General features: G+C 72.6%; 18 protein-coding genes. 12 read left to right on the top strand and 6 right to left on the bottom strand.

From position 1 onward, the window contains the following. Window positions 1-109 precede the first annotated feature (109 nt). Window positions 110-919, top strand: a complete 810-nt coding sequence (locus FXF65_RS30305) for an N-acetylmuramoyl-L-alanine amidase (protein WP_148353487.1) — start codon at window positions 110-112, stop codon at window positions 917-919. 61 nt (window positions 920-980) lie between these two features. On the opposite strand, the gene FXF65_RS30310 is transcribed toward FXF65_RS30305, so the two are convergent. Further along, the gene (locus FXF65_RS30310) at window positions 981-1418 is read right to left on the bottom strand and encodes a MarR family winged helix-turn-helix transcriptional regulator (RefSeq protein ID WP_148353488.1); all 438 of its coding nucleotides are present in this window, start codon (window positions 1416-1418) and stop codon (window positions 981-983) included. A 65-nt stretch (window positions 1419-1483) separates the two neighbouring features. Here FXF65_RS30310 and FXF65_RS30315 point away from each other — a divergent pair, with 65 nt between their 5' ends. The 8 genes from FXF65_RS30315 to FXF65_RS30350 all read left to right on the top strand — a co-directional run bounded on the left by FXF65_RS30315 (window position 1484) and on the right by FXF65_RS30350 (window position 14154). Then, a complete protein-coding gene (locus FXF65_RS30315) occupies window positions 1484-2530 on the top strand; it encodes a substrate-binding domain-containing protein (RefSeq protein WP_148353489.1) in 1047 nt (348 codons plus the stop codon). A gap of 48 nt (window positions 2531-2578) precedes the next feature. Further along, entirely contained in the window at window positions 2579-2923 is a 345-nt protein-coding gene (locus tag FXF65_RS30320) for an alpha/beta hydrolase family protein (protein WP_222868791.1), read from the top strand. Window positions 2924-3027: 104 nt separating this feature from the next. After that, window positions 3028-3996 carry a DUF1702 family protein gene (locus FXF65_RS30325; RefSeq protein ID WP_148353490.1) on the top strand — a complete coding sequence of 323 codons (969 nt, stop codon included), beginning with the start codon at window positions 3028-3030 and terminating at the stop codon, window positions 3994-3996. A 93-nt stretch (window positions 3997-4089) separates the two neighbouring features. Next, entirely contained in the window at window positions 4090-6105 is a 2016-nt protein-coding gene (locus FXF65_RS30330; RefSeq protein WP_148353491.1) for a CRTAC1 family protein, read from the top strand. Then, entirely contained in the window at window positions 6102-7106 is a 1005-nt protein-coding gene (locus tag FXF65_RS30335) for an enediyne biosynthesis protein (RefSeq protein ID WP_148353492.1), read from the top strand. The genes FXF65_RS30330 and FXF65_RS30335 overlap by 4 nt, the downstream gene beginning before the upstream one ends. 207 nt (window positions 7107-7313) lie before the next feature. Continuing rightward, window positions 7314-13172, top strand: coding sequence for a type I polyketide synthase (locus FXF65_RS30340; RefSeq protein ID WP_148353493.1), 5859 nt, complete (start codon window positions 7314-7316; stop codon window positions 13170-13172). A gap of 5 nt (window positions 13173-13177) precedes the next feature. Then, a complete protein-coding gene (locus tag FXF65_RS30345; RefSeq protein ID WP_148353494.1) occupies window positions 13178-13621 on the top strand; it encodes an acyl-CoA thioesterase in 444 nt (147 codons plus the stop codon). Continuing rightward, entirely contained in the window at window positions 13618-14154 is a 537-nt protein-coding gene (locus tag FXF65_RS30350; RefSeq protein ID WP_246199225.1) for a flavin reductase family protein, read from the top strand. The genes FXF65_RS30345 and FXF65_RS30350 overlap by 4 nt, the downstream gene beginning before the upstream one ends. Window positions 14155-14366: 212 nt before the next feature. Here the strand turns inward: FXF65_RS30350 and FXF65_RS30355 are convergent, their stop codons facing one another. After that, on the bottom strand, window positions 14367-15155 hold the full coding sequence (locus FXF65_RS30355) for a helix-turn-helix domain-containing protein (RefSeq protein ID WP_148353495.1): 789 nt from the start codon (window positions 15153-15155) through the stop codon (window positions 14367-14369). A gap of 637 nt (window positions 15156-15792) precedes the next feature. Here FXF65_RS30355 and FXF65_RS30360 point away from each other — a divergent pair. Then, window positions 15793-16464, top strand: coding sequence for a ScbR family autoregulator-binding transcription factor (locus tag FXF65_RS30360; protein ID WP_148353496.1), 672 nt, complete (start codon window positions 15793-15795; stop codon window positions 16462-16464). Window positions 16465-16571: 107 nt separating this feature from the next. Here FXF65_RS30360 and FXF65_RS30365 read toward each other — a convergent pair whose 3' ends face one another. From FXF65_RS30365 to FXF65_RS30380, 4 genes are all read right to left on the bottom strand, one after another. Further along, entirely contained in the window at window positions 16572-18197 is a 1626-nt protein-coding gene (locus FXF65_RS30365; protein WP_148353497.1) for a DHA2 family efflux MFS transporter permease subunit, read from the bottom strand. A gap of 16 nt (window positions 18198-18213) precedes the next feature. Then, entirely contained in the window at window positions 18214-19020 is an 807-nt protein-coding gene (locus FXF65_RS30370) for a class I SAM-dependent methyltransferase (protein WP_148353498.1), read from the bottom strand. 133 nt (window positions 19021-19153) lie between these two features. Further along, the gene (locus FXF65_RS30375; RefSeq protein ID WP_148353499.1) at window positions 19154-20803 is read right to left on the bottom strand and encodes a helix-turn-helix transcriptional regulator; all 1650 of its coding nucleotides are present in this window, start codon (window positions 20801-20803) and stop codon (window positions 19154-19156) included. A gap of 88 nt (window positions 20804-20891) precedes the next feature. Continuing rightward, window positions 20892-21341 (bottom strand): pyridoxamine 5'-phosphate oxidase family protein, encoded by a 450-nt coding sequence (locus FXF65_RS30380; protein WP_222868792.1) that lies wholly within the window; start codon window positions 21339-21341, stop codon window positions 20892-20894. A 281-nt stretch (window positions 21342-21622) separates the two neighbouring features. On the opposite strand from FXF65_RS30380, the gene FXF65_RS30385 reads away from it, so the two are divergent. Then, window positions 21623-22162 (top strand): hypothetical protein, encoded by a 540-nt coding sequence (locus FXF65_RS30385; RefSeq protein ID WP_148353500.1) that lies wholly within the window; start codon window positions 21623-21625, stop codon window positions 22160-22162. A 168-nt stretch (window positions 22163-22330) separates the two neighbouring features. Further along, window positions 22331-23662 carry an aminotransferase class V-fold PLP-dependent enzyme gene (locus FXF65_RS30390; RefSeq protein WP_222868793.1) on the top strand — a complete coding sequence of 444 codons (1332 nt, stop codon included), beginning with the start codon at window positions 22331-22333 and terminating at the stop codon, window positions 23660-23662. The last annotated feature ends 40 nt before the right edge of the window (window positions 23663-23702 follow it).

Consider the following 23702-nt stretch of genomic DNA (forward strand, 5'->3'; position numbering starts at 1 on the left):
CCCTCCCGGCAGAGGGCCATCATGCCGTGGTTCAGGCCCGTGTTTAGGCACGGCTGGACGGCGCAGATTGGGAGAGTCGGGGACCGGAGCGTCACGGGGGGATGGGCCGGTGAGGATATTCGGGGCCTCCGTCCTGCTGTGCGCCGGAACGGCGCTCGCCGCGTGCGGCGGCGGTGGGAACGGTGGGAGTTCCCCCGCGCCGACGCCCGCCACGAGCACGGTTCCGCCGACCGCGCCGTCCGGGGCCCCGCCGGGCACGGCCTCGTCGCTGCGCGGGAAGACGATCGTGATCGACCCCGGCCACAACGGCGGCAACGAGGCCCATCCGGAGGTGATCAACAAGAAGGTCTTCATCGGGAACGGGTACAAGCCCTGCAACACCACCGGGACGAGCACCGGGCAGGGCTATCCCGAGCACGCCTTCACCTGGGACGTGGCCAACCGCCTCGCGGCGGTCCTGCGCGCACAGGGCGCCGAGGTGTCGCTGACCAGGAAGAACGACACCGGGGTCGGGCCGTGCGTCACGACGCGGGCGGAGATCGCGAACCGGCTGCGCGCCGACGCCGTCGTGTCGATCCACGCGGACGGCGCCGAGCCGTCCGGGCACGGGTTCCACGTCATCGAGCCCGAGCCGGTGGGGAGGAACGCGGGAATCGTCCAGCCGTCCGGGCGGCTCGGCACGGCCCTCCGCGACGCCTACCGCTCCGGGACGGGCATGCCCCCCGCCACCTACGTCGGACGCGACGGCCTCGACCGGCGGGACGACCTCGGCGGCCTCAACATGTCCACGGTCCCGGCGGTGTTCATCGAATGCGGCAACATGCAGAACGCGGGCGACGCGGCGAAGATCTCGAGCGCCGCGTTCCGGCAGCGGATGGCGGACGCCATGGCCTCCGGCGTCGGGAACTTCCTGCACTGACCCGCCGCCTGGGACGGGCGACAACTTTCTGGGAGAAGTATTTCTCCGTGAACCGGTGGCCTCAGTCGAGCTGCGCGGACATCCGGGTCAGCAGCGCCTGGAGCAGCGCCAGCTCCTCCCGGCCCACCGACTCGCGGACCCGGCTCCACTCGCCCTCGGTCGCGGCGGTCAGCCGGTCCAGCGACTCGCGGCCGTGCTCGGACAGGAACACGAGCACGCGGCGCCGGTCGGCGTCGTCCACCCGGCGGAACACCCGGCCCGCCGAGACCAGCCGGTCAACGATCTTGGTGAGGGTGGGGGCGGGGAGCAGCGCGAAGTCGGCGACCTCGGTCATCGTGTGGCCGGCGCCGTCCGACAGCAGGGAGAGGACGCGCCATTCCTCGACGGTGGAGCCGGCGGCCTTCAACGCCGCGCCGAGCCGGGCGGCGATGCCGCGCTCGACCCTGGAGAGCACGCGGGGCAGGTCCAGCTCGGCCTGCGGGATACCTGTTGTAGTCATCTTGGAACCGAAGATTACCGTCTCATTGAAACTATTTCGGCGTCGGTATCTACTAACGTCCCAGTATGGACGCCCTCGACGTCGCCCTCGTGGTGCCACGGCAGGGGCCCGCGGGACTCTTCGGGCCCTCGGCCGAGCTGTGCGCCCGGCTCGCCGAGGAGGAGGTCAACGCGGAGGCGGGCGTCCTCGGGCGGCGGCTGCGGCTCCGGGTCGTGGACGGCGGCGGCCCGCCCGCCCGCGTCGCCGCCGCGGTCGACGAACTGGTCCGGGACGGCGCCGTGCAGGCCGTGACCGGCTGGCACATCTCGGCCGTCCGGCAGTGCCTCGCGCCGCGCATCGCGGGCCGCGTGCCGTACGTGTACACCGCGCTGTACGAGGGCGGCGAGCGGTCGCCCGGCGTGTTCCTCACCGGCGAGACGCCCGAGCGCCAGCTCCGCCCGGCGCTGCGCTGGCTCGCGTCCGAACTGGGCGTCCGCCGCTGGACGATCCTCGGCGACGACTACGTGTGGCCGCGCGGCACGGCCCGCGCCGTCCGGGCCTACCTGGCCGAACAGGGCGCGGTCCTCTGCGACGAGATCTACGTCCGGCTCGGCACCCAGGACTTCGGCGAGCCGCTCCGCCGGATCGAGGCGAGCGGCTGCGAGGCCGTCCTGATGCTGCTGGTCGGCGACGACGCGGTGGCCTTCAACCGGGCGTTCGGCAAGGCGGGCCTGCCGCAGATCCGGTTCAGCCCGCTGATGGACGAGAACATGCTCCTCGCGACGGGCGTCGAGGGCACCCGCGGGCTGTTCGCCGCGGCGGGCTTCTTCGAGACGCTCCCGACCGGCGACGGACTGGACTTCGGCGCCCGCTACCACGGCCGGTTCGGCGCGCAGGCGCCGCCGCTGAACAGCATGGGGGAGTCGTGCTACGAGGGGGTGCGGCTGCTCGCCGAGCTGTTCCGGCGCAGCGGCGAGCTGGACGTCCGCTCGATGAACGCCGTCTCGGAGGGGCTCGGCTACGACGGCCCGCGCGGGCCGGTCGAGGTGCGCGACCGGCACCTGCGGCAGAACGTGTTCATCGCGGCCGCCGACGGGCTGGAGTTCGACGTGTTGCACCAGCTCACCCCTTGATTTTCGGTTCCGGCCTAAATAGTTTCTCTGGAAACTAAGGGGGGACTCATGCCCACGACCTTCGATCTCGGCGACCTCGTCCTGCAAGGCGGCGCGACGCTGCGCGGCGCGCAGCTGCTCTGGACGTGGCAGAACTCCGACGTCGGCCGCACCCCCGGGTTCGACGGGAACACCAGGGCGGCGCTCGCGTCCATCAAGGCCCGCGCGCTGGTCATGCCCGCCGAGAAGGACCTCTACTTCCCGCCCGAGGACGAGGCGTGGGCCGTCCAGCACATCCCGAACGCCGAGCTCCGCGTCATCCCGGGCGTGTGGGGCCACTTCGCCGGGCACGGCAGCAATCCCGAGGACACGGCCTTCATCGACGCCGGGCTGAAGGAGCTCCTCGCGACCTGATCCGCGCCGGCCCCCCGTTTAAGCCAGGGCAATTCAGAAGATGACGGTCGGACCTGACCGGAGCCAGGCTGACTGTGAAGATGCCCGGGCGACAGGGAGGACCGATGCCGACGCTGTCAGGGACGCTTCGAGACCGGCTGCTGACCCCGGACCCGGCGGAGGCCACGTTCGCGAAGAGGGGTTTCCACGCGCGCGACCCCCAGACCCGCGACCATCTGGAACAGGCGGGAGGCAACTTCCTCACCGGGTTCAAGCACGCCATGGTCAGCCGCGACCTGGGTGAGGCGGCACGGCTGTTAGGCACGGTCGAGCGCCCCTACCAGGGCTTCGCCTATGAGGGCGCCGCCATGGCGTTCGCGATCGTCGACGCGATCACGCCGTGGCGGTCCGCGAAGCTGCCGGAGTTCATCGCGGGCGCGGCCGACCCGCACGTGTACATGGCCAACGTCGGAGCGGGCTGGGCGATGGCGCGGCTGCCCCGCCCGCTCTGGCGCCGGATCAGGCTCCCGGACCCGCTGCTGCGCTGGCTCGCGGCCGACGGGTACGGCTTCCACCAGGCGTACTTCGCGACCGAGCGGCACGTCACCCGCCGCGAACCGCCCCGGCTGAGGCTTCCCTGGCCGGACGGGACGCGCTACGCCTCCCGCGCCGCCGACCAGGGCGTCGGCCGCGCGCTCTGGTTCGTGTGCGGCGGCGACGTGGAGCGCCTCGCCGCGACGATCGGCGGGTTCGGCCCCGGCCGCCGCGCCGACCTGTGGAGCGGCGCGGGGCTCGCCGCCACCTACGCGGGCGGCGGCGACGGCGCCGACCTGGAGAAGCTGCGCAAGCTCGCGTCCGGGTTCCGCGCCGAGGTGGCGCAGGGCGCGGCGTTCGCGGCGGCGACGCGGCTGCGCGCGGGACTCGTCGTCCCGCACACGGCGGTCGCGACCGACGTCTTCTGCGGCTCGTCCGTGGAGGAGGCGTCGGCCATCACGCAGGACACACTGCACGGCCTTCCCGCGGACGGCGCGATGCCCGCCTACGAGGCGTGGCGCAGGCGCATCCAGGCGGTGTACCGGCCCGCGGAGGGCTGACTCCCACGCCGTGACGGCGTTTCCCCGTAAATCCTTCCGCTCTGGCATGCCCATGGGCGAAAGAAAATCACCGAACATCAGAGGAGGACGCAAATGGCCGTTCTTTGGACGCGAGGCCGGAGGTTCGTCCCAGCGCTGGTCGTCGTCGTCCTGGTCACCGCGCTGTTCTTCGCGGCCCGGCTCCCGCAGGCGTCGAGCGCCGACCGGGACCGGATGGCCGACCGCTACAAGTTCACCGAGATGCCGATCGCGATGCCGCCCGGCTATTCGCCGACGCGGACGATCCGGCAGGTGAACCCCGCCTATTACCACGTGCGGTCGTGGATCTCCGCGGTCGGCGCGGGCGTCGCCCTCAACGACCTGCGCGGCGACGGCCGCGAGGACGACCTCTGCATCGTCGACCCGCGCACCGACCAGGTCGTCGTCACCTACGCGCCGACCACGCCGGCCGCGGAACGGTACACGCCGTTCACGCTCAACCCGGCGCCGCTCCCCATGGGCCCGGCGATCGCGCCGATGGGCTGCACGCCCGGCGACTACAACGGCGACGCCCGGATGGACCTGCTCGTCTCCTACTGGGGACGGACGCCGATCATCTTCCTGGCGAAGTCCAACGCCAAGGCGCCTGCGGCCGCCTCGTACGAGCCGGTCGAACTCGTCCCCTCGGGGACCGTGGACGGCTCCTACCGCGGCCCGAAGTGGCACACCAACACCGTCAACGTCGCCGACTACGACGCGGACGGGCACCCCGACATCCTGATCGCCAACTACTTCCCCGACTCCGACGTCCTGGACCCGCAGGGCCAGAAGAACGTGCAGATGAACGCGTCGATGTCGAACGCCAAGAACGGCGGCGGCGCGCACGTCATGCGCTGGCACGACGGGTCGGCGGGAGAGCGGCCGACGGCGCGGTTCGCCGAGGTGACCGCGGCGATCCCGCACGAGCAGGCGACGGGCTGGGCGCTCGGGGCGTCGAGCGCGGACCTGTCCGGCGACGGCCTCCCGGAGCTCTACATCGCCAACGACTTCGGCAAGGACCACCTGTTCGACAACGTCTCCAAGCCGGGCGCCATCAAATTCAAGGAGGTCCTCGGAACGCGCCACCCGCACACGCCGAAATCGTTCGTCCTGGGGAAGAGCTCGTTCAAGGGAATGGGCATCGACTTCGCCGACCTGAACGGCACCGGCCGTTTCGACATGGTGGTCAGCAACATCACCACCGCGTGGGGCCTCGAAGAGAGCAACTTCGCCTGGATCAACCAGGCGAAGGACGAGTCCGAAATGGCGAGGCTGCTCGCCCGGGGCAAGGCGCCGTTCGAGCAGAAGGCGCGCGAGCTCGGCTTCGCGTTCACCGGCTGGGGCTGGGACGTGAAGGCGGGCGACTTCCTCAACAGCGGACGGCCCGACATCGTCCAGGCGGAGGGATTCATCAAGGGGAAGATCAACCGCTGGCCCTGGCTGCAGGAGATGGCCATGACCAACGACGACCTCTACACCGACCCGAAGATGTGGCCGGACATGCAGCCGGGCGACGACATCGCGGGCTCGCAGCCGATCGCGTTCTACGCGCGTCCGAAGGACGGCGGCGCGTTCGTCAACCTCAGCAAGGAACTCGGGCTCGACGTCCCCATCCCCACCCGGGGCATCGCGATCGCCGACACGCGCGGCGTCGGCGCCCTCGACTTCGCCGTCGCGCGGCAGTGGGGCCCGCCCGCGTTCTACGCCAACAACTCGCCCGGCCTCGGCAAGCACCTCGGCCTGCGGCTCTACCGGCCCGCCGCGGGCGGCGCGGGCAAGGGCGGCGCGGGCAAGGGCGGTGCGGACAAGGGCGGCATGCAGGCGCTCGGCGCGCCCGCCTACGGGACGACGGTCCGCGTCCGCACCGCGGACGGCCGGACGCGGATCTCCCGGCTGGACGGCGGCGGCGGGCACAGCGGCAAGCGCGGCTTCGAGGTCGACTTCGGCCTCGGCGACGCGACCGGCCCGGTGTCGGCCGAACTGCGCTGGCGGGACGCGCAGGGGCAGCCGCACACGCAGACGCTCAGCCTCGCGCCGGGCACCCACGACCTTCTCTTGGACGGAACCGCACAGGAGGTTCAGCGCCGATGACATCCACAGCGTCCACCCCGGCCACGGCGGCCGCGACGGCCGCGACGTCCACCGCCCCGCCGGTCGACGCGAAGGCGCCCGCGGCGCCGGCCGCTCCGGCGAAGCCGAAGCCGGACGTCCGCTACCTCGCGCTGCGCAACTTCGCCATCTCGCTGACCGTCTTCAACACCCTCGGATACACCGTCCTCGGGTTCGAGCAGGCGTGGATCTGGCCGATCCTCGCGGCACTCACCGGGTACACGGCCGAGCTGAGCTTCGAATGGATCAGCGCGTGGGCGGAACAGCGGAGCCCGCGCTACCGGGGCCGGGGCATGCGCGGCCTGTACGAGTTCCTGCTCCCGGCGCACATCACCGCCCTCGCCGTCAACATGCTGCTGTACGCCAACGACCAGTGGTGGCCGGTCATGTTCGGCGTCGTGGTCGGGGTGGGCGGCAAGCACGTGTTCAAGGCGCCGGTGAACGGGCGGATGCGGCACTTCATGAACCCGTCCAACTTCGGCATCACGGTGACGCTGCTGTGCTTCGGGTCGTGGGTGAGCATCGCGCCGCCCTACATGTTCACCGAGTATGCCGGGACGCTGTTCCGGGTCCTGATCCCGCTGGTCATCATCACCGCCGGGACTGTCATCAACTCGATGCTCACCGGCCGCGTGATGCTGATCGTCGGCTGGGCGGGCGGGTTCGCGATCCAGGCGCTCGTCCGGCACTGGATCTGGGACGCCCCGCTCTACACCGGGCTCGCGGTGATGACCGGCGTCGCGTTCGTGCTGTTCACCAACTACATGATCACCGACCCGGGGACGACGCCGTCCAAGCCGATCCCGCAGTTCATGTTCGGCGGGAGCGTGGCGTTCGTGTACGGCGTGCTCATGCTGTTCAACGTCGTGTACACGCTGTTCTTCGCGACCTCGATCGTGTGCGCGGCACGCGGCGCCGGCTGGTGGGTCGCGCACTGGCGGGCCCGCCGGAGCGCGCTGCGCGAATCCGCCGAGCACAATTAATTACGCCATTATGAAACGTCGTTATCCAATACCGAAGCACAACGGAAGAAGACGGTTGGTTTGTCCTGGTGCATCCTGAAAAGGCCGGGCCGGATAAATTGCGAGGCAAATAAATTCGATGGCCACCCGATGCGGGCCCGAATCCGGCCCGGCCGCCGCGGCGACCGCCGCGGGCCGGTCCGGAACTCGGAAAGAAGGCATCGCATCATGGTCGGGATCGCCGTCGTAGGAATGGCCTGCCGTTACCCGGACGCCGCCTCCCCGCGGGAGCTGTGGGAGAACATCCTCGCCGGGCGGCGCGCCTTCCGGCGGCTGCCCGACGAGCGGATGCGGCTGGCGGACTACTGGGACCCCGACCCGGCGGCGCCGGACCGTTTCTACGCCCGGAACGCCGCCGTCATCGAGGGCTACGAGTTCGACCGGGTCGGGCACCGGGTGGCGGGCAGCACGTTCCGCTCCACGGACCTGACGCACTGGCTGGCGCTGGACGTCGCGGACAGGGCCCTCGCCGACGCGGGATACCCGCGCGGCGAGGGCCTGCCGAAGGAGACCACGGGCGTGGTCGTCGGCAACACCCTCGCGGGCGAGTTCACCCGCGCGAACCTGATGCGGCTGCGCTGGCCCTACGTGAAGCGCGTCGTCGGCGCGGCGCTGCTCGACCAGGGCTGGCGGGACGACCAGTTGGCGGGTTTCCTCGACCGGCTGGAACACGTCTACAAGAGCCCGTTCCCGGCGATCGACGAGGACACCCTCGCGGGCGGCCTCGCCAACACGATCGCCGGGCGGATCTGCAACCACTTCGACCTGAACGGCGGCGGCTACACGGTGGACGGCGCGTGCTCGTCCTCGCTGCTGTCGGTGGCGACCGCGTGCCGGGCGCTGCGCGACGGGGAGGCGGACGTCGTCATCGCGGGCGGCGTCGACCTCTCCATCGACCCGTTCGAGATCATCGGATTCGCCAAGACGGGCGCGCTCGCCCGCGGCGAGATGCGCGTGTACGACAAGGCGTCCAGCGGGTTCTGGCCCGGCGAGGGCTGCGGGATGGTCGTGCTGATGCGCGAGGACGACGCCGCCGCGGCGGGACGTCCCGCGCACGCCCGCATCGCCGGATGGGGCATCTCCTCCGACGGGCGGGGCGGGATCACGCGCCCCGAGGTCGGCGGGTACCGGCTGGCGCTGAGCCGCGCCTACGAGATGGCGGGCTTCGGCATCGACACCGTCGGCCTCTTCGAGGGGCACGGCACGGGCACCGAGGTCGGCGACGACACCGAGCTGACGGCGCTGTCCGAGGCGCGGGCGGAGGCCGTGAACGGGTCCGGCGGCCCGCCGGCGGCGATCGGCTCCATCAAGGGCATGATCGGGCACACCAAGGCCGCTGCCGGGGTGGCGGGGCTGATCAAGGCGGTGCTCGCGGTGCGCGAGCAGGTGCTGCCGCCGACCGCCGGCTGCCTCGACCCGCACCCGCTGCTCACCGCCGAGTCCGCGCCGCTGCGGATGCTGCGCAAGGCCGAGCCCTGGCCGGACGGCGGCCCGGTCCGCGCCGGGGTCATGTCGATGGGGTTCGGCGGCATCAACACCCACATCGTGGTCGAGGGGATGGAGGAGGGCACGCGGCGATCCGCTTCGCTGCCCGGGCCCGCGCGCGAGCTGGCCGCGTCCGCGCAGGACGCCGAGCTGCTGCTCGTCGACGGCGCCACCCCCGACGAGCTGCGCGACCGCCTGAAGCAGCTCGCCGACTGGGCGCCGCGCCTGTCCTACGCCGAGATCGGCGACCTCGCCGCCGCGCTGCAGCGGCGGCTCCGCGACCTCCCGTACCGGGCCGCGATGGTCGTCTCCTCGCCGGAGGACGCGGAGCGCCGCCTGGGCGAGGCCCTCGACGCGCTCGACGCGGGCGACGACGTCCCGGTCACGGCGGACGGGCGGCTGTTCGTCGGCCGCGCGTCCGGCGGCTGCCGGATCGGCTACCTGTTCCCGGGCCAGGGCTCCGGCCGGGGCACCGGCGGCGGGGCGCTGCGCCGCCGGTTCGCCGAGGTCGAGGACGTGTACGCGGGAGCAGCGCTGCCCGCGTCCGGCGACATGGCCGCGACCGCCGTCGCGCAGCCGCGCATCGTCACCGGGACGCGGGCCGGGCTGCGCGCGCTCTCGCTGCTCGGCGTCCGGGCGTCCGTCGCCGTCGGGCACAGCCTCGGCGAGATCTCCGCGCTGCACTGGGCCGGGGCCCTGGACGGCGAGACCCTGCTCCGCGCGGCCGTCGCCCGCGGGCGCATCATGACCGAGCGGTCCTCGTCCGGGACGATGGCCGGGATCGGCGCGCCCGCCGAGGCGGTGGAGCCGCTGATCGGCGACCTGCCCGTCGTCGTCGCCGGGTACAACGGGCCCGCGCAGACCGTCGTCGCGGGCGAGCGGGAGGCGGTCGAGGCGCTCACCGCCCGCGCGCGGGACGCCGGGCTGCGCACCACGGCCCTGCGCGTGTCGCACGCCTTCCACTCGCCGCTCGTCGCCCCGGCGGCGGACGAGTTCGGCGGCTGGCTCGACGGGGAGCCGTTCGGGCCGCTCGCCCGCCGCGTCGTGTCCACGGTGACCGGCGACGTGCTCGGCCCGCGGACCGACGTCCCGGACCTGCTGCGCCGCCAGATCACCGCGCCGGTCCGGTTCGCGCAGGCCGTCGGGCTCGCGGCCAAGGAGGTCGACCTGTTCGTCGAGGTCGGCCCCGGCCGGGTGCTCTCGTCCCTGCTGCCGGAGGTCACCGACGTCCCGGCCGTGGCGCTCGACACCGACGCCGAGTCGCTGCGCGGGCTGCTCCGCGTCGCGGGCGCCGCCTACGTGTCCGGCGCGCCCGTCGACCACGCCGCGCTGTTCCGGGGACGGCTCACCCGCCCGCTGGAGATCGGCGAGGAGCAGGCGTTCTTCACCAGCCCGTGCGAGAAGGCCCCGACCGTGAGCTTCGCGGACGTCCCCTTCAAGGATCCCGCGGTGGACGGGCGGGCCGAGGGCGGGGCCGCCGCCGAGGAGGAGGCCGCCGACGGCGTGTCCGGGGTCGAGCTGCTGCGGCGGCTCGTGGCCGAGCGCGCCGAGCTGCCGGTGGAGATGGTGTCCGACGACAGCCACCTGCTGGACGACATGCACCTCAGCTCGATCACGGTCGGCCAGGTGATGAACCAGGCGGCGCGGTCGCTCGGCGTGCCGGTCGCCCAGTCGCCGCTGAACTTCGCCACCGCGACGATCCGGGAGCTGGCCGAGACGCTGGAGGCGCTCGCCGCCGGGGCGCCGGACGGCGCGCCGCCCGCCGTCGTCGAGGGCGCGGAGGCGTGGGCGCGCCCGTTCGCCGTCGACCTGGACGAGGTCCCGCTGCGCGCCGCGTCCGAGCCGGGCGGGGAGGCGGGGGAGTGGTCGCTGTGGGCCGACCCCGGCGACGTCCTCGCGAAGCCGCTCCGGGACGCGCTGCGGAGCGCCGGTCTGGGCGGCGGCGTGCTCGTCTGCCTGCCCGAACGCTGCGCGGAGGAGCACCTCGCCCTCGCCCTGGAGGGCGCGCGGGAAGCGCTCGCGGGAGCGCCGGACGGGCGGTTCGTCCTCGTCCAGCACGGGCGCGGCGCGGCGGGTCTCGCGAAGACGCTGCTGCAGGAGGCGCCGAAACTCCGGGTGACGGTCGTGGACGTCCCGGCGAGCATCGAGGCGGTCGACTGGATCGTCGCCGAGGTGGCGGCGACCGGCGCGTTCAGCGAGGCGCACTACGACGCGGACGGGGTCCGGCGGGTGCCGACGCTGCGCCCGCTGCCCGTCGAGAAGGCCAGGACGCACACGCCGCTCGACGCGAACGACGTCGTCCTCGTCACCGGCGGCGGGAAGGGCATCACCGCCGAGTGCGCGCTGTCGCTGGCGGCCGAGACGGGCGCCCGGCTGGCCCTCCTCGGGCGCTCGGACCCGTCCGCCGACGCCGAGCTGTCGGCCAACCTGCGCCGGATGACGATCGAGGGCGCCACCGCCCGCTACTTCCGCGCCGACGTCACCGACGCGGCGCAGGTCGAGGCGGCCGTCGCCGAGATCACCCGGACGATGGGCCCGGTCACCGCGATCCTGCACGGCGCCGGGCGCAACGAGCCGCGCGGCCTCGCCGACCTGGACGCCGCCGCGATCCGCGACGCGTTCGCGCCCAAGATCGACGGGCTGCGGAACGTCCTCGCCGCGACCGGCCGCGACCGGCTCCGCCTGCTCGTGACGTTCGGCAGCATCATCGGCCGCGCCGGGCTGCGCGGCGAGGCCCACTACGCGACGGCCAACGAGTGGCTCGCCGACCTCACCCGCGAGTTCGCGGCCGAGCGGCCCGGCTGCCGCGCCGTCTGCATGGAGTGGTCGGTCTGGTCCGGCGTCGGGATGGGGGAGCGGCTCTCGGTCGTCGAGTCGCTCGCCCAGGAGGGCATCACCCCGATCACCCCGGACCAGGGCGTCGAGATCATGCGCCGCCTCGTCACCGACCCCGACGTCCCCGCCGTCACCGTGATCAGCGGCCGGACGGGCGGCGTCGACACCGTCCGGCGGGACGCGCCGCCGCTGCCGCTGCTGCGGTTCGTCGACCGTCCGCTCGTCCGCTACCACGGCGTCGAGCTGGTCGCCGAGGTCGAGCTGAACCCGGGCACCGACCGCTACCTCGCCGACCACCGGGTGGACGGCGACCTCCTGTTCCCCGCCGTGCTCGGCATGGAGGCGATGGCGCAGGCGGCCGCCGCCGTCACCGGGCGGACGGGCGCGCCGGTGATCGAGCAGGCGGAGTTCCCGCGCCCGATCGTCGTCCCGCCGGACGGGTCCACCACCATCCGGATCGCCGTCGTCGTCACCGGGACCGACACCGTCCGCGCCGTCATCCGCAGCAGCGAGACCGGGTTCGCGGCCGAGCACTTCCGCGCGGTCCTGCGCGTCCCCGCCGAGGGCGGGGCCAGAGCTGAGGCGGTGCCGGACGGTCCGCCCTACGCCGCGGGCGACGAGCTGCCGGGCGTCCCGCTCGACCCGGCGACCGACCTGTACTCCGGCCTGCTGTTCCAGGGCGACCGGTTCCAGCGGCTCCGCCGCTACCACCGCGCCGCCGCCCGCTGGGTGGAGGCCGACGTCGCGCTCCAGGACACCGACTGGTTCGCCGGCTACCTTCCCGGCGACCTCGTCCTCGGCGACCCCGGCATGCGCGACGCCCTCATGCACGGCTGCCAGGTCTGCGTCCCGGACGCCACGCTCCTGCCCATCGGCATCGACCGCCTGCACCCGGCCGGTCCTGATCTTGGTGGGGGGACGACCCCCCACGCCCCCCGGAACCCCCAGGAGGTGGCGTCGGGCACCGGTGAGCTGCGGTTCTGCGCGACCGAGCGCTACCGGGACGGCGACACCTACGTGTACGACATCGCCGTCCGGACGGGCTCCGGGGAGGTCGTGGAGCGCTGGGAGGGGCTGCGGCTGCGGGCCGTCCGGAAGAACGAGCGGCCCGGGTCCTGGGTCGCCCCGCTGCTCGGCGCCTACCTGGAGCGGGCCGTCGAGGACCTCGCCGGCGCCCGCGTCGCCGTCGCCGTCGAACCCGTCGTCGACCCCGACCGGACCCGCGAGCACCGCGCCCGCACCGCCCTCGCGGCGGGCCGCGCGCTCGGCCGCTCCGCGCTCATCACCTACCGGCCGGACGGCAGGCCCGGCCTGCGCGACGGCCGCACGGTCACGGCGTCCCACGGCGCGGGCGTCACCCTCTGCGCGGTCGGCGAGGGCACGCTGGCCTGCGACGTCGAGCCGGTCGCCGGGCGGGCGGCGGGCGACTGGGCCGACCTGCTCGGTGCGTCCGCGCCGCTCGCCGCACTGCTCACCACCGCGATGGGCGAGGACGCGGACGCGGCCGGCACGCGGGTCTGGGCGGCGCTCGAATGCCTCCGCAAGGCGGGCCTCCCGCCGGACTCGCCGCTCTCCCTGCTGCACGCGCGGCCGGGCGGCTGGGCGGTCCTCGCGTCCGGCGGGCTGTCGGTCTGCACCCTCGTCACCACGCTGCGGGACGTGCCGGGCCCGGTCGTCCTCGCGATCCTCACCGAAGGGCGGTCATAGTCCCCATGGCGGAGTATTTCGAGTACCTCCACACGGTCGGCTTCGAGGAGACGAACCTCGTCGGCAACGTCTACTACGTCAACTACCTGCGCTGGCAGGGACGCTGCCGGGAGATGTTCCTCAAGCGGAGGGCGCCCGAAGTGCTCGCCGACCTCCAGGACGACCTGAAGCTGTTCACCCTGAGGGTCGACTGCGAGTTCTTCGCCGAGATCACCGCGTTCGACGAGCTGTCCGTCCGGATGCGGCTGATCGAACTGGCGCAGACGCAGCTCGAGTTCGGGTTCGACTACGTCCGGCTCGGCGACGCGGGCGACGAGACGCTCATCGCCCGGGGACGCCAGCGCGTCGCGTGCATGCGCGGGCCCAACGGGCGGACGGCCCCGGCGCGCGTCCCGGACGTCCTCGTCCGCGCGCTGGCGCCGTACGCGCAGGTGGGGAGCCCGGTGTGAGCGCGCACCCGCCCGCGTCCGAGGAGCTCGGCTCCGAGGCGGTGCGCCGGACGCTCGGCGCGTTCGCCACCGGCGTGGTCGTGATGACCGTCGGCGGCGAGACCCCGCACGCGATGACGGCGAACTCGTTCACGTCGGTGTCGCTCGACCCGCCGCTGGTGCTCGTCTGCGTGGGCCACGACGCGGTCATGCACGCCTGCATGGAGGGCGCCGAGCACTTCGGGATCTCCGTCCTGGCGGCGCACCAGCACGGGCTGGCCCGGCACTTCGCCGACCGGGGGCGTCCGCTCGGCGCGGCGCAGTTCGAGTCCGTCGACTGGTCGCCGGGACGGGCGACCGGCGCGCCCATGATCGGCGGCGCGCTGGCGGCGCTGGAGTGCGAGGTCTGGCGGCGCTACGAGGGCGGGGACCACTCCATCTTCGTGGGGCGGCTGCTCTCCCTGGAGCGGCATCCGCATGACGCCGCGCTCGTCTTCCACGCCGGGCGCATGCTGACCCTGGACAACGCGCGGTCGCTTCCGCGGCCCACCTGACCTGCTCGAAGGCCCCGGCCCGCCGCGTGCTGCGCGGCGGGCCGGGGCCTTGCCAGGACCTGGTCCGGACGTGATCCGGATATGGCGGGTCGGCGGGAGCGTGGTGGATCGAAGTCGAGTGTGGTGGGCGGCGTGATTCGGGCGGCGTGTGTGGGCGGCGTGGTTGATCGGCGGCGGCGTGGTGAGCGGGTGGCGTGGGGTCGGTGGGCGGGTCAGATGGCGGCGGTGGCCATGCCGCGCGGCTCCAGCGGGGCCAGCAGGATCGGCGGGTCGAGCGGGGTCGCCGGTCTCAGCCGGACGTCCGCCGCCGACGCGACGCTGCCCGGACGGACGACGATCGGCCCGTTGACGCCCACCGCGGGAGTGCGGTCGGCGCCGGTGGCGTCGCTCCGCATCGTGTCCGCACCGCCCAGGCCCGCCAGTTCGGAGCAGGCCATCTCCGAGCAGGCCAGGACGTGCCACTCGCCCGGCGGGACGTTCTTCAGCGAGTAGGGGCCGGGGCCGGGCAGCTCGGCGCACCGCACCGGCCAGCCCTGCGGGATCGCGTCCGGGAACAGGCCCACGAACGTCTGCCGGCCGTACATGCCCTCGGGGAGGGTCACCATCCCGTGGATGGTGGCGGACCCCTGGTCGTCGTGGCGGCGGCCGGAGATGCCGTCGCGCGGCGGCGTCCCGCCGGTCTCGCGGTAGACGCTCGGCGCGACGCCGACGTTGATCTTGAAGCGGGAGCTGAACGTGCCGACGCTGGAATAGCCGACGCGGTTGCTGATGTCGGCGACGCTCAGCTTCGTCTCCGTGAGCAGGCGCTTCGCCTCCTCCAGCCGGAGCGCCGACAGGAACCTGCCGGGCGACGTCCCGGTGGAGTCCCGGAAGATCCTGGAGAAATGGAATTTGCTGAACATGGCGATCCTGGCCATGTCGTCGATCGTGATCGGTTCACCCAGGTTCTCGCGCATCGCGTGGATCACGCGTGCTATGGACCGCTCTACGCTGTCCTCCATCGTGTCCCCCTGGTCGGGTGTCCTATGCGTTCCATATATCGCAGACGACCTGCCGTCCTGCGGGTGACGACTTGTCATTTCCCCCCGGCCGCGGACCTTGTCCGCGGGGTTTTTCAGATCTGGAGAACAGCCCACCCCCAATGCGAGCCGATGGGTGTCGAAGCCGGAGCCGCCAAGGACGGCGGCACTCCATCGTTGATCAACTCTGGACTCCGGTGCAACATTTGGCGACGACCACTCTCGGTGAGGAGTCATGCTGGCCGGGTAGTAAAATCGGCCCCGCTCACGTATGAGCTCAGTTCTCATTCATTTAAAACCGGCGAGTTGGTTTTTGCAAGCGCCAGATGTGGCCAGCTTTGCCGTCCGGGCATATTGCAAAGGCAGGGGTTGATCATCTGGAGAGTCTCTGGTATTCCTTGCGCCCCACCGGCGAGTTCGATTACGGCTGTTGCAAGTGGTGCATCTACCCAGGTCCGAAGCCTGTTTTGTGACGGTCATCAGAACGGCTTGGGTCGTGTCCGTATCGGGACACTTCCTTAGTGTGACTGCCTATTGATTATCATCGTGGAAACGGGCATTGTTGACTGTACGCAACACGAGTCACCGTGCTCCCCGCCGCTGATAGAGGGGTCGCCAGATGCAGGAACGGGCCAGTCGAACCCGCGTGCAGATACTTCGGGCGGCCGCCGAGCTGTTCGAGGCCAAGGGGTATGCGGGTGCCCGGCTGGACGAGATAGTGGCACGTCCCAAAATGAGCAAAGGTGCGCTCTACTTCCACTTCTCCTCAAAAGAGGCGCTCGCCACCGCGATCCTCGACGAGTATCGCGAACTTTGGCCCTCGCTGATCAACTGCATGCGCGCCGAGTTCCCCCGCGCGATGCCCCTATTGTTCGCGCTCTCGGGCGAACTCGCCGGCCGCTTCCGCGCCGACGCCATAGTCCGCGCCGGAATTCGCCTCACCATCGAACGAAGCCTGGTCTCGCCTTCGGTGCGCTCCCTCTTCCAGCATTGGGCGGACGAGATCGGCGAATTGCTCCGGGAGGCGCGCACGCAGGGCGACCTCGCTCCCGGCGTCGACGTCGAGGCGGTGGCCGGTTTCCTGGTCGCCGCGTTCACCGGCTGCCAGCAGGTCTTCGCCGCGATGGGGGACCGCGAGGAACCGCTGCGCTGCGTCCGGACGATGTGGGCCTCGCTGCTCCCCGGGCTCATCGAGCCCGGCCGGCTGGCGGAGATGCGGCGGCTGCTGGACGAGGTGACCGACGCCGGCGCGGCGCCCGAGGTCATGGCCCTCTACACCGCGCGCTCCTGAACCACCCGGTCCCGATCCCCCGAACGGGAGACCCCCGACGCGCGTACGCGGCGGTTCCGCCGGCCGGAACGTCCCGGCGGAACCGCGCGCGCTTGCCGACCGGCGTCTCACCCCACCGGATCCTGTTGCTGGCGCGGGGGCATGGCCTCCGCCGCATCCGCGGTCGTCGCCGCCTTGGCCGCCTTCGCCCGCTTGGGCAGCAGCAGGAAGGTCGGGGCCACCACCAGCAGCAGGATGATGAGCATGTAGAGCGTCGGACGTTCCGCCGCGGCGAACGCCGCGCCGTAGGCGTCGTGCGTCAGCCGCTGGACGAGGCCGGCGTCGCCGCCGGGACCGGCCTGCTGGCCGGAGGCGAACCCGCCCTCGCCGACCGCCTTGCTGAGCTGCGACACGAAGGTCGCGCGCTGCTCCGGCGGCAACTGCTGCGCGACGCGCTCGGCCTCGGGCGTGATCTGGTGCGCGAGGCCGGTGCTGAGCGCCGCGCCGACGACGGCGATGCTGAGCGCCCCCATCATCTGCCGGCTGCTGTTGAACACGCCGGACGCGGCGGCGACGAGCCGCTCGGGCAGGTCCATCATCGCCTCGGTGGTGGCCGGGGCCATGACGAACGCGACGCCGATCCCGACGACGAACAGCGGCAGCAGGAAGTCGGTGGACGTCGAGGTCGCCGACTCCACCACCGCCATCGCGCCGAACCCGGCCGCGAGCACGAGCGTGCCGCCGAAGATCAGGTAGCGGGCGCCGGTCCGGTCGGTCAACCGGCCCGCGACGGCCGCGAAGATGCCCATGGCCAGGGCCATCGGGACGTAGGTGAGGCCGGTGCGCAGCGCGCTGTGCCCCGACACCGACTGCAGGTGCAGCGTGACCAGCAGCGTCACTCCGTACATCGTGAGGTACATGACGGAGTTGAGCAGCGTGGCGACGGTGAAGGCCCGGTAGCGGAAGAGGTTGAGCGGCAGCAGCGGCTCCGGGTAGCGCCGTTCCCACCAGACGAACGCGACCAGGACCAGGGCTCCCACGACCAGGATGCCGGGGATCGTGATGACGCCGGTCACCTGGCCCCAGTCGTAGCGCTGGCCCTCGATGAGCCCGTAGGTGATGGCGCCGAGCCCGGCGGTCACGAGGAAGACGCCCATGAGGTCGAACTTGTGGCGGTTCGCCGGTCTCGCGTCAGGCACGAACAGCAGCGTCAGCACGATCGCCGCCGTGCAGACCGGCACGTTGATGTAGAAGATCCAGCGCCAGCTCCAGTCGTTCAGGATGAGCCCGCCGAGGACGGGCCCGCTCATCGCGGAGATGCCGATCGTCCCCGTCATCACGCCCATCGCCGCCCCGCGCCGTTCGGCGGGGAAGATGTCGGAGATGAGCGTCATCACCTGCGGGACGAGCAGCGCTCCGGTCACTCCCTGAAGGAACCGGGCGAGCACCAGTTGGGTGACGTTCTCCGAGACGCCGCAGAGGGCGGAGGCCACCAGGAACCCCACCAGGCCGACCAGGAACATCCTGCGGGCGCCGAGCACGTCGCCGAGCCGCCCGCCGGTGACCAGCAGGGCGGCGTTCACCAGCACGTAGCCGTTGACGACCCACAGCACGTTGTCCATGTCGCCGTCGAGGCCGGCGGCGAGGCTCGGGAGAGCCACGTTGACGATGGTCGCGTCCAGCGAGACCACGAGCATCCCGAGGCTGAGGGTGGTGAGGACCACCCCCGGGTGCTTCAGCGCGGTAGAGGTCATGTCGGTCCTCCGGCTCTCAGGCCTTGACGACGATCGTTTCGAGGTAGTCCGCGTGGGCGACCAGCGTGCCGTCGGACGCCTGGTTGCCCGCGCCCCACACCGCGACCATGTCCGCGTGCAGCGCCTTGCGCCGCTCGTCGTCGAGACGCTCGAACGCGCCCCGGGCCGGGCCGTACCAGGCGCGGAAGTACTCGACCGCGAACTCCACCGACGGATGCCGGAAGGGCTGGGCCTTGCGGACGCTGTCGACGGACCGGGCGCGGTCGGCGAACAGCTCGCGCGCCCGCGCCGGGGTCCCCCATTCGAACGGGGACCGCAGCCCCGGCGGCGGCTGGATGTACTTGCCGATGGTGGCGGCGTACTCGCCGATGATCCCGTCGGGGCACCAGGCGAGGACGCCGATCCGGCCGCCGGGCCTTACGACGCGCAGCAGCTCGTCGGCGGCCCGCTGCTGGTCGGGCGCGAACATCGCGCCGAACGTGGACACCGCGACGTCGAAGTACTCGTCCTCGAACGGCAGTTCCTGGGCGTCGGCGGTGTGGGTCTCCAGTTTCAGGCCCTCGGCCGAGGCGAGCCGCTCGGCCTTGACGAGCCCCTCGGGCACGAAGTCGGTGGCGATGACCTCGCAGAACCGGCGGAGCGCGGCGATCGAGGTGGTCCCCGTCCCGGCGGCCACATCGAGGACGCGTTCACCCGAGTGCAGGTCGAGCGCCTCGCACAGCGACTCCGCGTAAAGCGGCGGTGTATGGGCGGCCAGTTTGCTCAGGTCGCCCAGAGACCAGGCCTTCTGCTGGGCCTGCGTCACGATGGCGTATTCGGTCATGGAAGCGACGCTACGGACGGCGGGCCGGTGGCGGCTTCGACCGAGCGGGCCAACCGGCCATCCCGGGGGAGTGGCCCGAACGGGCCATGTCCCCGGCGAGCGCGCGGTCGGCGCGCCCGGTGGCCCGGACGGGTCAGAGCAGGTCGACGCGGGAGGCGTAGGCGACGGCGGCGGCGCGGGACGGGAGGTCGAGCCGGGTGAGGATGTTGGCCACGTGCCGCTTGACGGTGTGCTCGCTCAGCACGAGCCGTTCGGCGATCTCGCGGTTGGTCAGCCCCACGGCCAGCAGCCGCAGGATCTCCACCTGGCGGGCCGTGAGTTCGAGGGTGGACGTGCGCCGGGCCAGCCCGACCAGCCTGCTCGCCCGGCGGGCGTCGGCGATCGCGCCCAGCTGCTCGAACGTCTCCTGCGCGGCCAGCGCCTCCTGCGCGGCGGCGCCGGTGCGCCCGCTGTCAGTGAGGATGGCGGCGAGGTCGAGCCGGGCACGGGCCGCGTCGTAGGGGCCGCGGGCGCTCTCGAACAGCTCAACGCCGCGGGTGAGCAGGGTGATGGCCTGGTCGGTGTCGCCCTGCATGCCCCAGCCGACGCCCTGCGCCCACAGCGCCGAGGCTTGGAGTGCTTCGCCGCCGACGTCTTCGGCGATCTCGGTCAGTTCCTTCGTCGCGCCGGGGAGCAGGTCGGGGCGCTTCGCCGCGGCGGCGGCCCGGACGAACGCCTCCAGCACCGGACTGCGCTCAAGGCGGTCCTCGTCGGAGATGCCGTCCAGGACCCGTTCGAGGACGTCGACGGCCTCCTGGGCGTCCCCTCGGTCGAGCAGCAGCTCGGCCTTGCCGAGACGGGCGGCGGGCAGGGACCGGCCGCGCTCGAAGAGTTCGGCGGCCTCGTCCCAGTGGCCCTGGCGTCGGCGCAGCTCACCGAGCCGCGCCCACGCCTCCGCGGCGAACCGGGGGCGCTGCTCCTGGAGTTCGTCCGCGGCGCGCAGGAGCTGGGTCTCGGCCTCGTCCCAGTCGCCGCGCCACAGCAGGACGGTGCTGTAGTGGGTCCGGCAGCGGGAGAAGGGCGACCCGAGGTCGTACCGGCGGCAGAAGTCCATCACCCGGCCGCACCACTGCTCGGCCCGCTCCCAGTCCCGCGTCTGCTCGCACCCCTGGACGAGGTAGCAGGTCGGGATCCAGACCGAGCCGACCTCGCGCACCTCCCCGGCGAGCGCGGCGGCGGCCGCCTCGTCCAGCAGCCGCATGCCCTCGCTGATCCGGCCCTGGCTGACGTAGGCGGTGCCGCTGAGCGCCATGCCCTGGATCTCCAGGTCGGGCGAGTGCAGCCGGCCGCCGATCGCCATCGCCTGCTCGGCGTAGGCGATCGCGTCGGTGAGCTCGCCGCGCAGGCGCGCGGCCATGCCCTCGAACAGGGCGAGGAGCCCGTGCTCCTCGCTCTCGGGGAGGTTCGCGAGGAGCCGTCTGGCCCGTTGGAACCAGCCCTGCGCGATCGCGGTCTCGCCTTTGAACTGGACCGCTCCGTTGCCCAGCCAGGCCGAGACGCGCGCCGCGCCGCAGTCGTCGCCGACGGCGCGGTAGTTGCGGTACGCCTGCTCGTACCGCTCCGTCATCTCGGCGTCGTCGTCCAGCCACCACGCGGCCGCCGCGGCCCCTTCGGCGGCCGTGGCCTCGGCGGCCGCGTCCAGCGGGGAGGCGAGCGCCGCGGCGAACCTCGCGTGGGCGTCCCGCCAGGCTCCGCGGCGCAGCAGGTCCCATCCGTCGAACAGAACGCCATCGGTTGCCGTCACGCTGCCATCATCGCTCACCACCGGCCTGGCGGCACCCCTGGACGGGGCAGCGATGATCAACGGTTTCCGATCGCGCGCGGGGGTCCGGTCACGGCCAGTCGGTCTGGTCCTGCGACAGCCAGTTCTCCGGACGCATGGACACCGCGATCATCATGGGGGTCGCCTCGGCGGTGGCCTGGACGAACGCCTCGCCGAACTCCGGGCCCAGGTAGCGCGCGGCGAGCTGCTTGCGCTCGTCGGGCGTGACCGTCTCCTGGATGGAGACCGGCCCCTCCACGGTCACGTACCGGTAGGGCGGCTCCGGCGACTGGACGCAGAGGGTGATCCGGCCGGCGCGGCGGATCATCTCGGCCTTCTGGCTGTCCCCGCGCGTGATCACGCGGACGTCGCCGCCGGGCTCGTAGCCGTACCAGATGGGCAGGGCCAGCGGGCCGCGCCCCTCCTGGGAGACGGTCAGCACGGCGGTGTGCGCCTCCGCGAGGTACTTCTCCCGCGCTTCCGGGCTCATCTGCGGCGGTCGGGTCAGTTCCTGCGTCACAGCCGGTTCCTTTCGTCGAAGCCGCCGCGGGGACACGGCCGGTGGGCTACGGCGATGGACGCTACGGCGGACCCGAAGTGGTCGGCTTCGCCTGCGCGGGCCATTCGGGGCGTCGGGGCATGGCCCGAACGAGCCATGCCCCGCGCGGGCCCGCGCCGGGCCTGCGCCGACGGCCGACACCTGGCCCTCCAATGACTATCCAAACGTGTAGCAATTTGGGAGATGACGGGGTTCTGGGGTGCGAATCACTATGTATTTACACACCGATTGGAGGGGTCCCCATGACCCAGACCGCCACCATCCTCGGCAGCAAGCACTTCGCGGGCGTCCGCCTCGACGGCGAGATCACCCTGCACTTCCTGCAGGGCGAGACGTTCGACTGCCGCAACGTCGAGGGCATCAGCGGCGTCCGCACCGCCTCCGAGGTCACCCGCGACGCCGACGGCCGCCCGCAGGTCGCCCTCGAGCGCCTGCTCACCCACTTCCACAGCGACGAGGCCGACATCCTCATCGAGCAGAACCACGCCCGTCAGAACAAGGGCACCCTGACCGGCCACGGCGAGGAGCTGCTGCCGGGCACCGCGACGTTCGAGCAGTACCTGCTGATCACGGTCGGCGACAAGGTCTACGCGAACCGCGACGCCCTGGTCATGACCTCCACCGACGTGTCCGAGTGGGCGCCGGTCGGCTCCACCTTCACCTCGAAGGCCGCCGTGGACTTCTACGCGGTCGACGAGATCGACGACGCCGCCGCCAAGCCGGTCCTCACGCTGGCCGCCAAGTGCGCCGCCGAGATCCGCGACGAGCTGAGCCTCGGCTGAGCTCCCACCGCGGTGAGCTGAGCTTCGGCTAGCTCTCAGTGGCAGAGGAGGCCCCCGGATGGCATCGGGCCGGGGGCCTCTTCTCACGTGTCACGCACCTTTTCCCCGCGTTTCTCCCCGCCGCCGTCCGGTGCCGCCCCCGATGCCGCCCCATGCAAGGAGTTCGCCGTGATCCGCAGGTACGTCAACCCGACCCGCAGGGCCGTGATGCGCGGCGCGCTCGCGGGCGCCGGGATGTCCCTCGCCGCGCCGGGCGCGGCGGCGCTCGCCGCGGGCCCCGGCGAGTCGCGCGGCGGACGCTTCGACCCGGGCGACTGGGCGTCGGTCCGGGCGCAGTTCCCGCTGAACCGCCGCCACCTCCAGTTCACGGCCTACTACCTCGCCGCGCACCCCGCGCCGGTCGCGGCCGCGATCGACCGGCACCGCCGCGCCCTCGACCGGGACACCGCGATCTACGTCGAGAGCTTCGACGCGCGGCAGGAGGCGGTGCGCAAGGCGGCGGCGGCCTTCCTCGGCGGCGGTTCCGACGAGATCGCGCTCACCGACAGCACCACGATGGGCCTCGCCCTCCTCTACGCCGGGCTCCGCCTGAAGCCGGGGGACGAGGTGCTCACCACCGAGCACGACTTCTACGCGACGCACGAGTCGCTCCGCCTGCGCGCCGCCCGGGACGGCGCGGCGGTGAGGAGGGTCCGGCTCTACGAGGACCCGGCCGCCGCGTCCGCCGACCAGATGGTCGCCCGGCTGCGCGCCGGGATCACGCCGCGGACCCGGGCCGTCGCCGTCACCTGGGTCCACTCCGGGACGGGCGTGAAGCTCCCGGTCCGCGCCGTCGCCGACATGGTCGCCGACGCCAACCGCGGACGCGACGAGGCCGACCGCGTCCTGCTCTGCGTCGACGCCGTGCACGGCTTCGGCGCGGAGGCGCCCACCCCGCTCGAACTCGGCTGCGACTTCTTCGTCACCGGCACCCACAAATGGCTGTTCGGCCCGCGCGGGACGGGCGTCATCTGGGGCGCCAAGGCGGCCTGGGCCCGGATGGACCCGACGATCCCGAGCTTCTCGATGCCCGCGCTGCTCGGCTGGTGGAGCGGCAAGCCGCCGGAGGGGCCGGCGGCGGTCCTCACCACGCCCGGCGGGTTCCACACCTACGAGCACCGCTGGGCGCTGCCCGAGGCGTTCGAGTTCCACCGCGCGATCGGCCCGGCGCGGATCGCGGCGCGCACCCGCGAGCAGGCGGCCCGGTTGAAGGACGGCCTCGCGCGCATGCGGCACGTCACGCTGCTCACGCCGCGCGACCCGGCCGTGGCGTCGGGCCTCGTGTGCTGCAACGTCACCGGGCGCAAGCCGGGCGACCTCGTCACCGGGCTGCGCGAGGAGCACGGCATCGTCGCCAGCGTCACCCCGTACCGCGACCAGGCGCTGCGGTTCGGGCCGAGCATCGTCACGACCCCGGCCGAGGTGGACGCCGTCGTCCGGGCGATGGCCGGGCTGGGATGATCCGCCGTGCTCGCTCCCGTTGATCAACAAGCGGTATATG

It is taken from the genome of Actinomadura syzygii (assembly GCF_008085905.1).
Classification (GTDB): domain Bacteria; phylum Actinomycetota; class Actinomycetes; order Streptosporangiales; family Streptosporangiaceae; genus Spirillospora; species Spirillospora syzygii.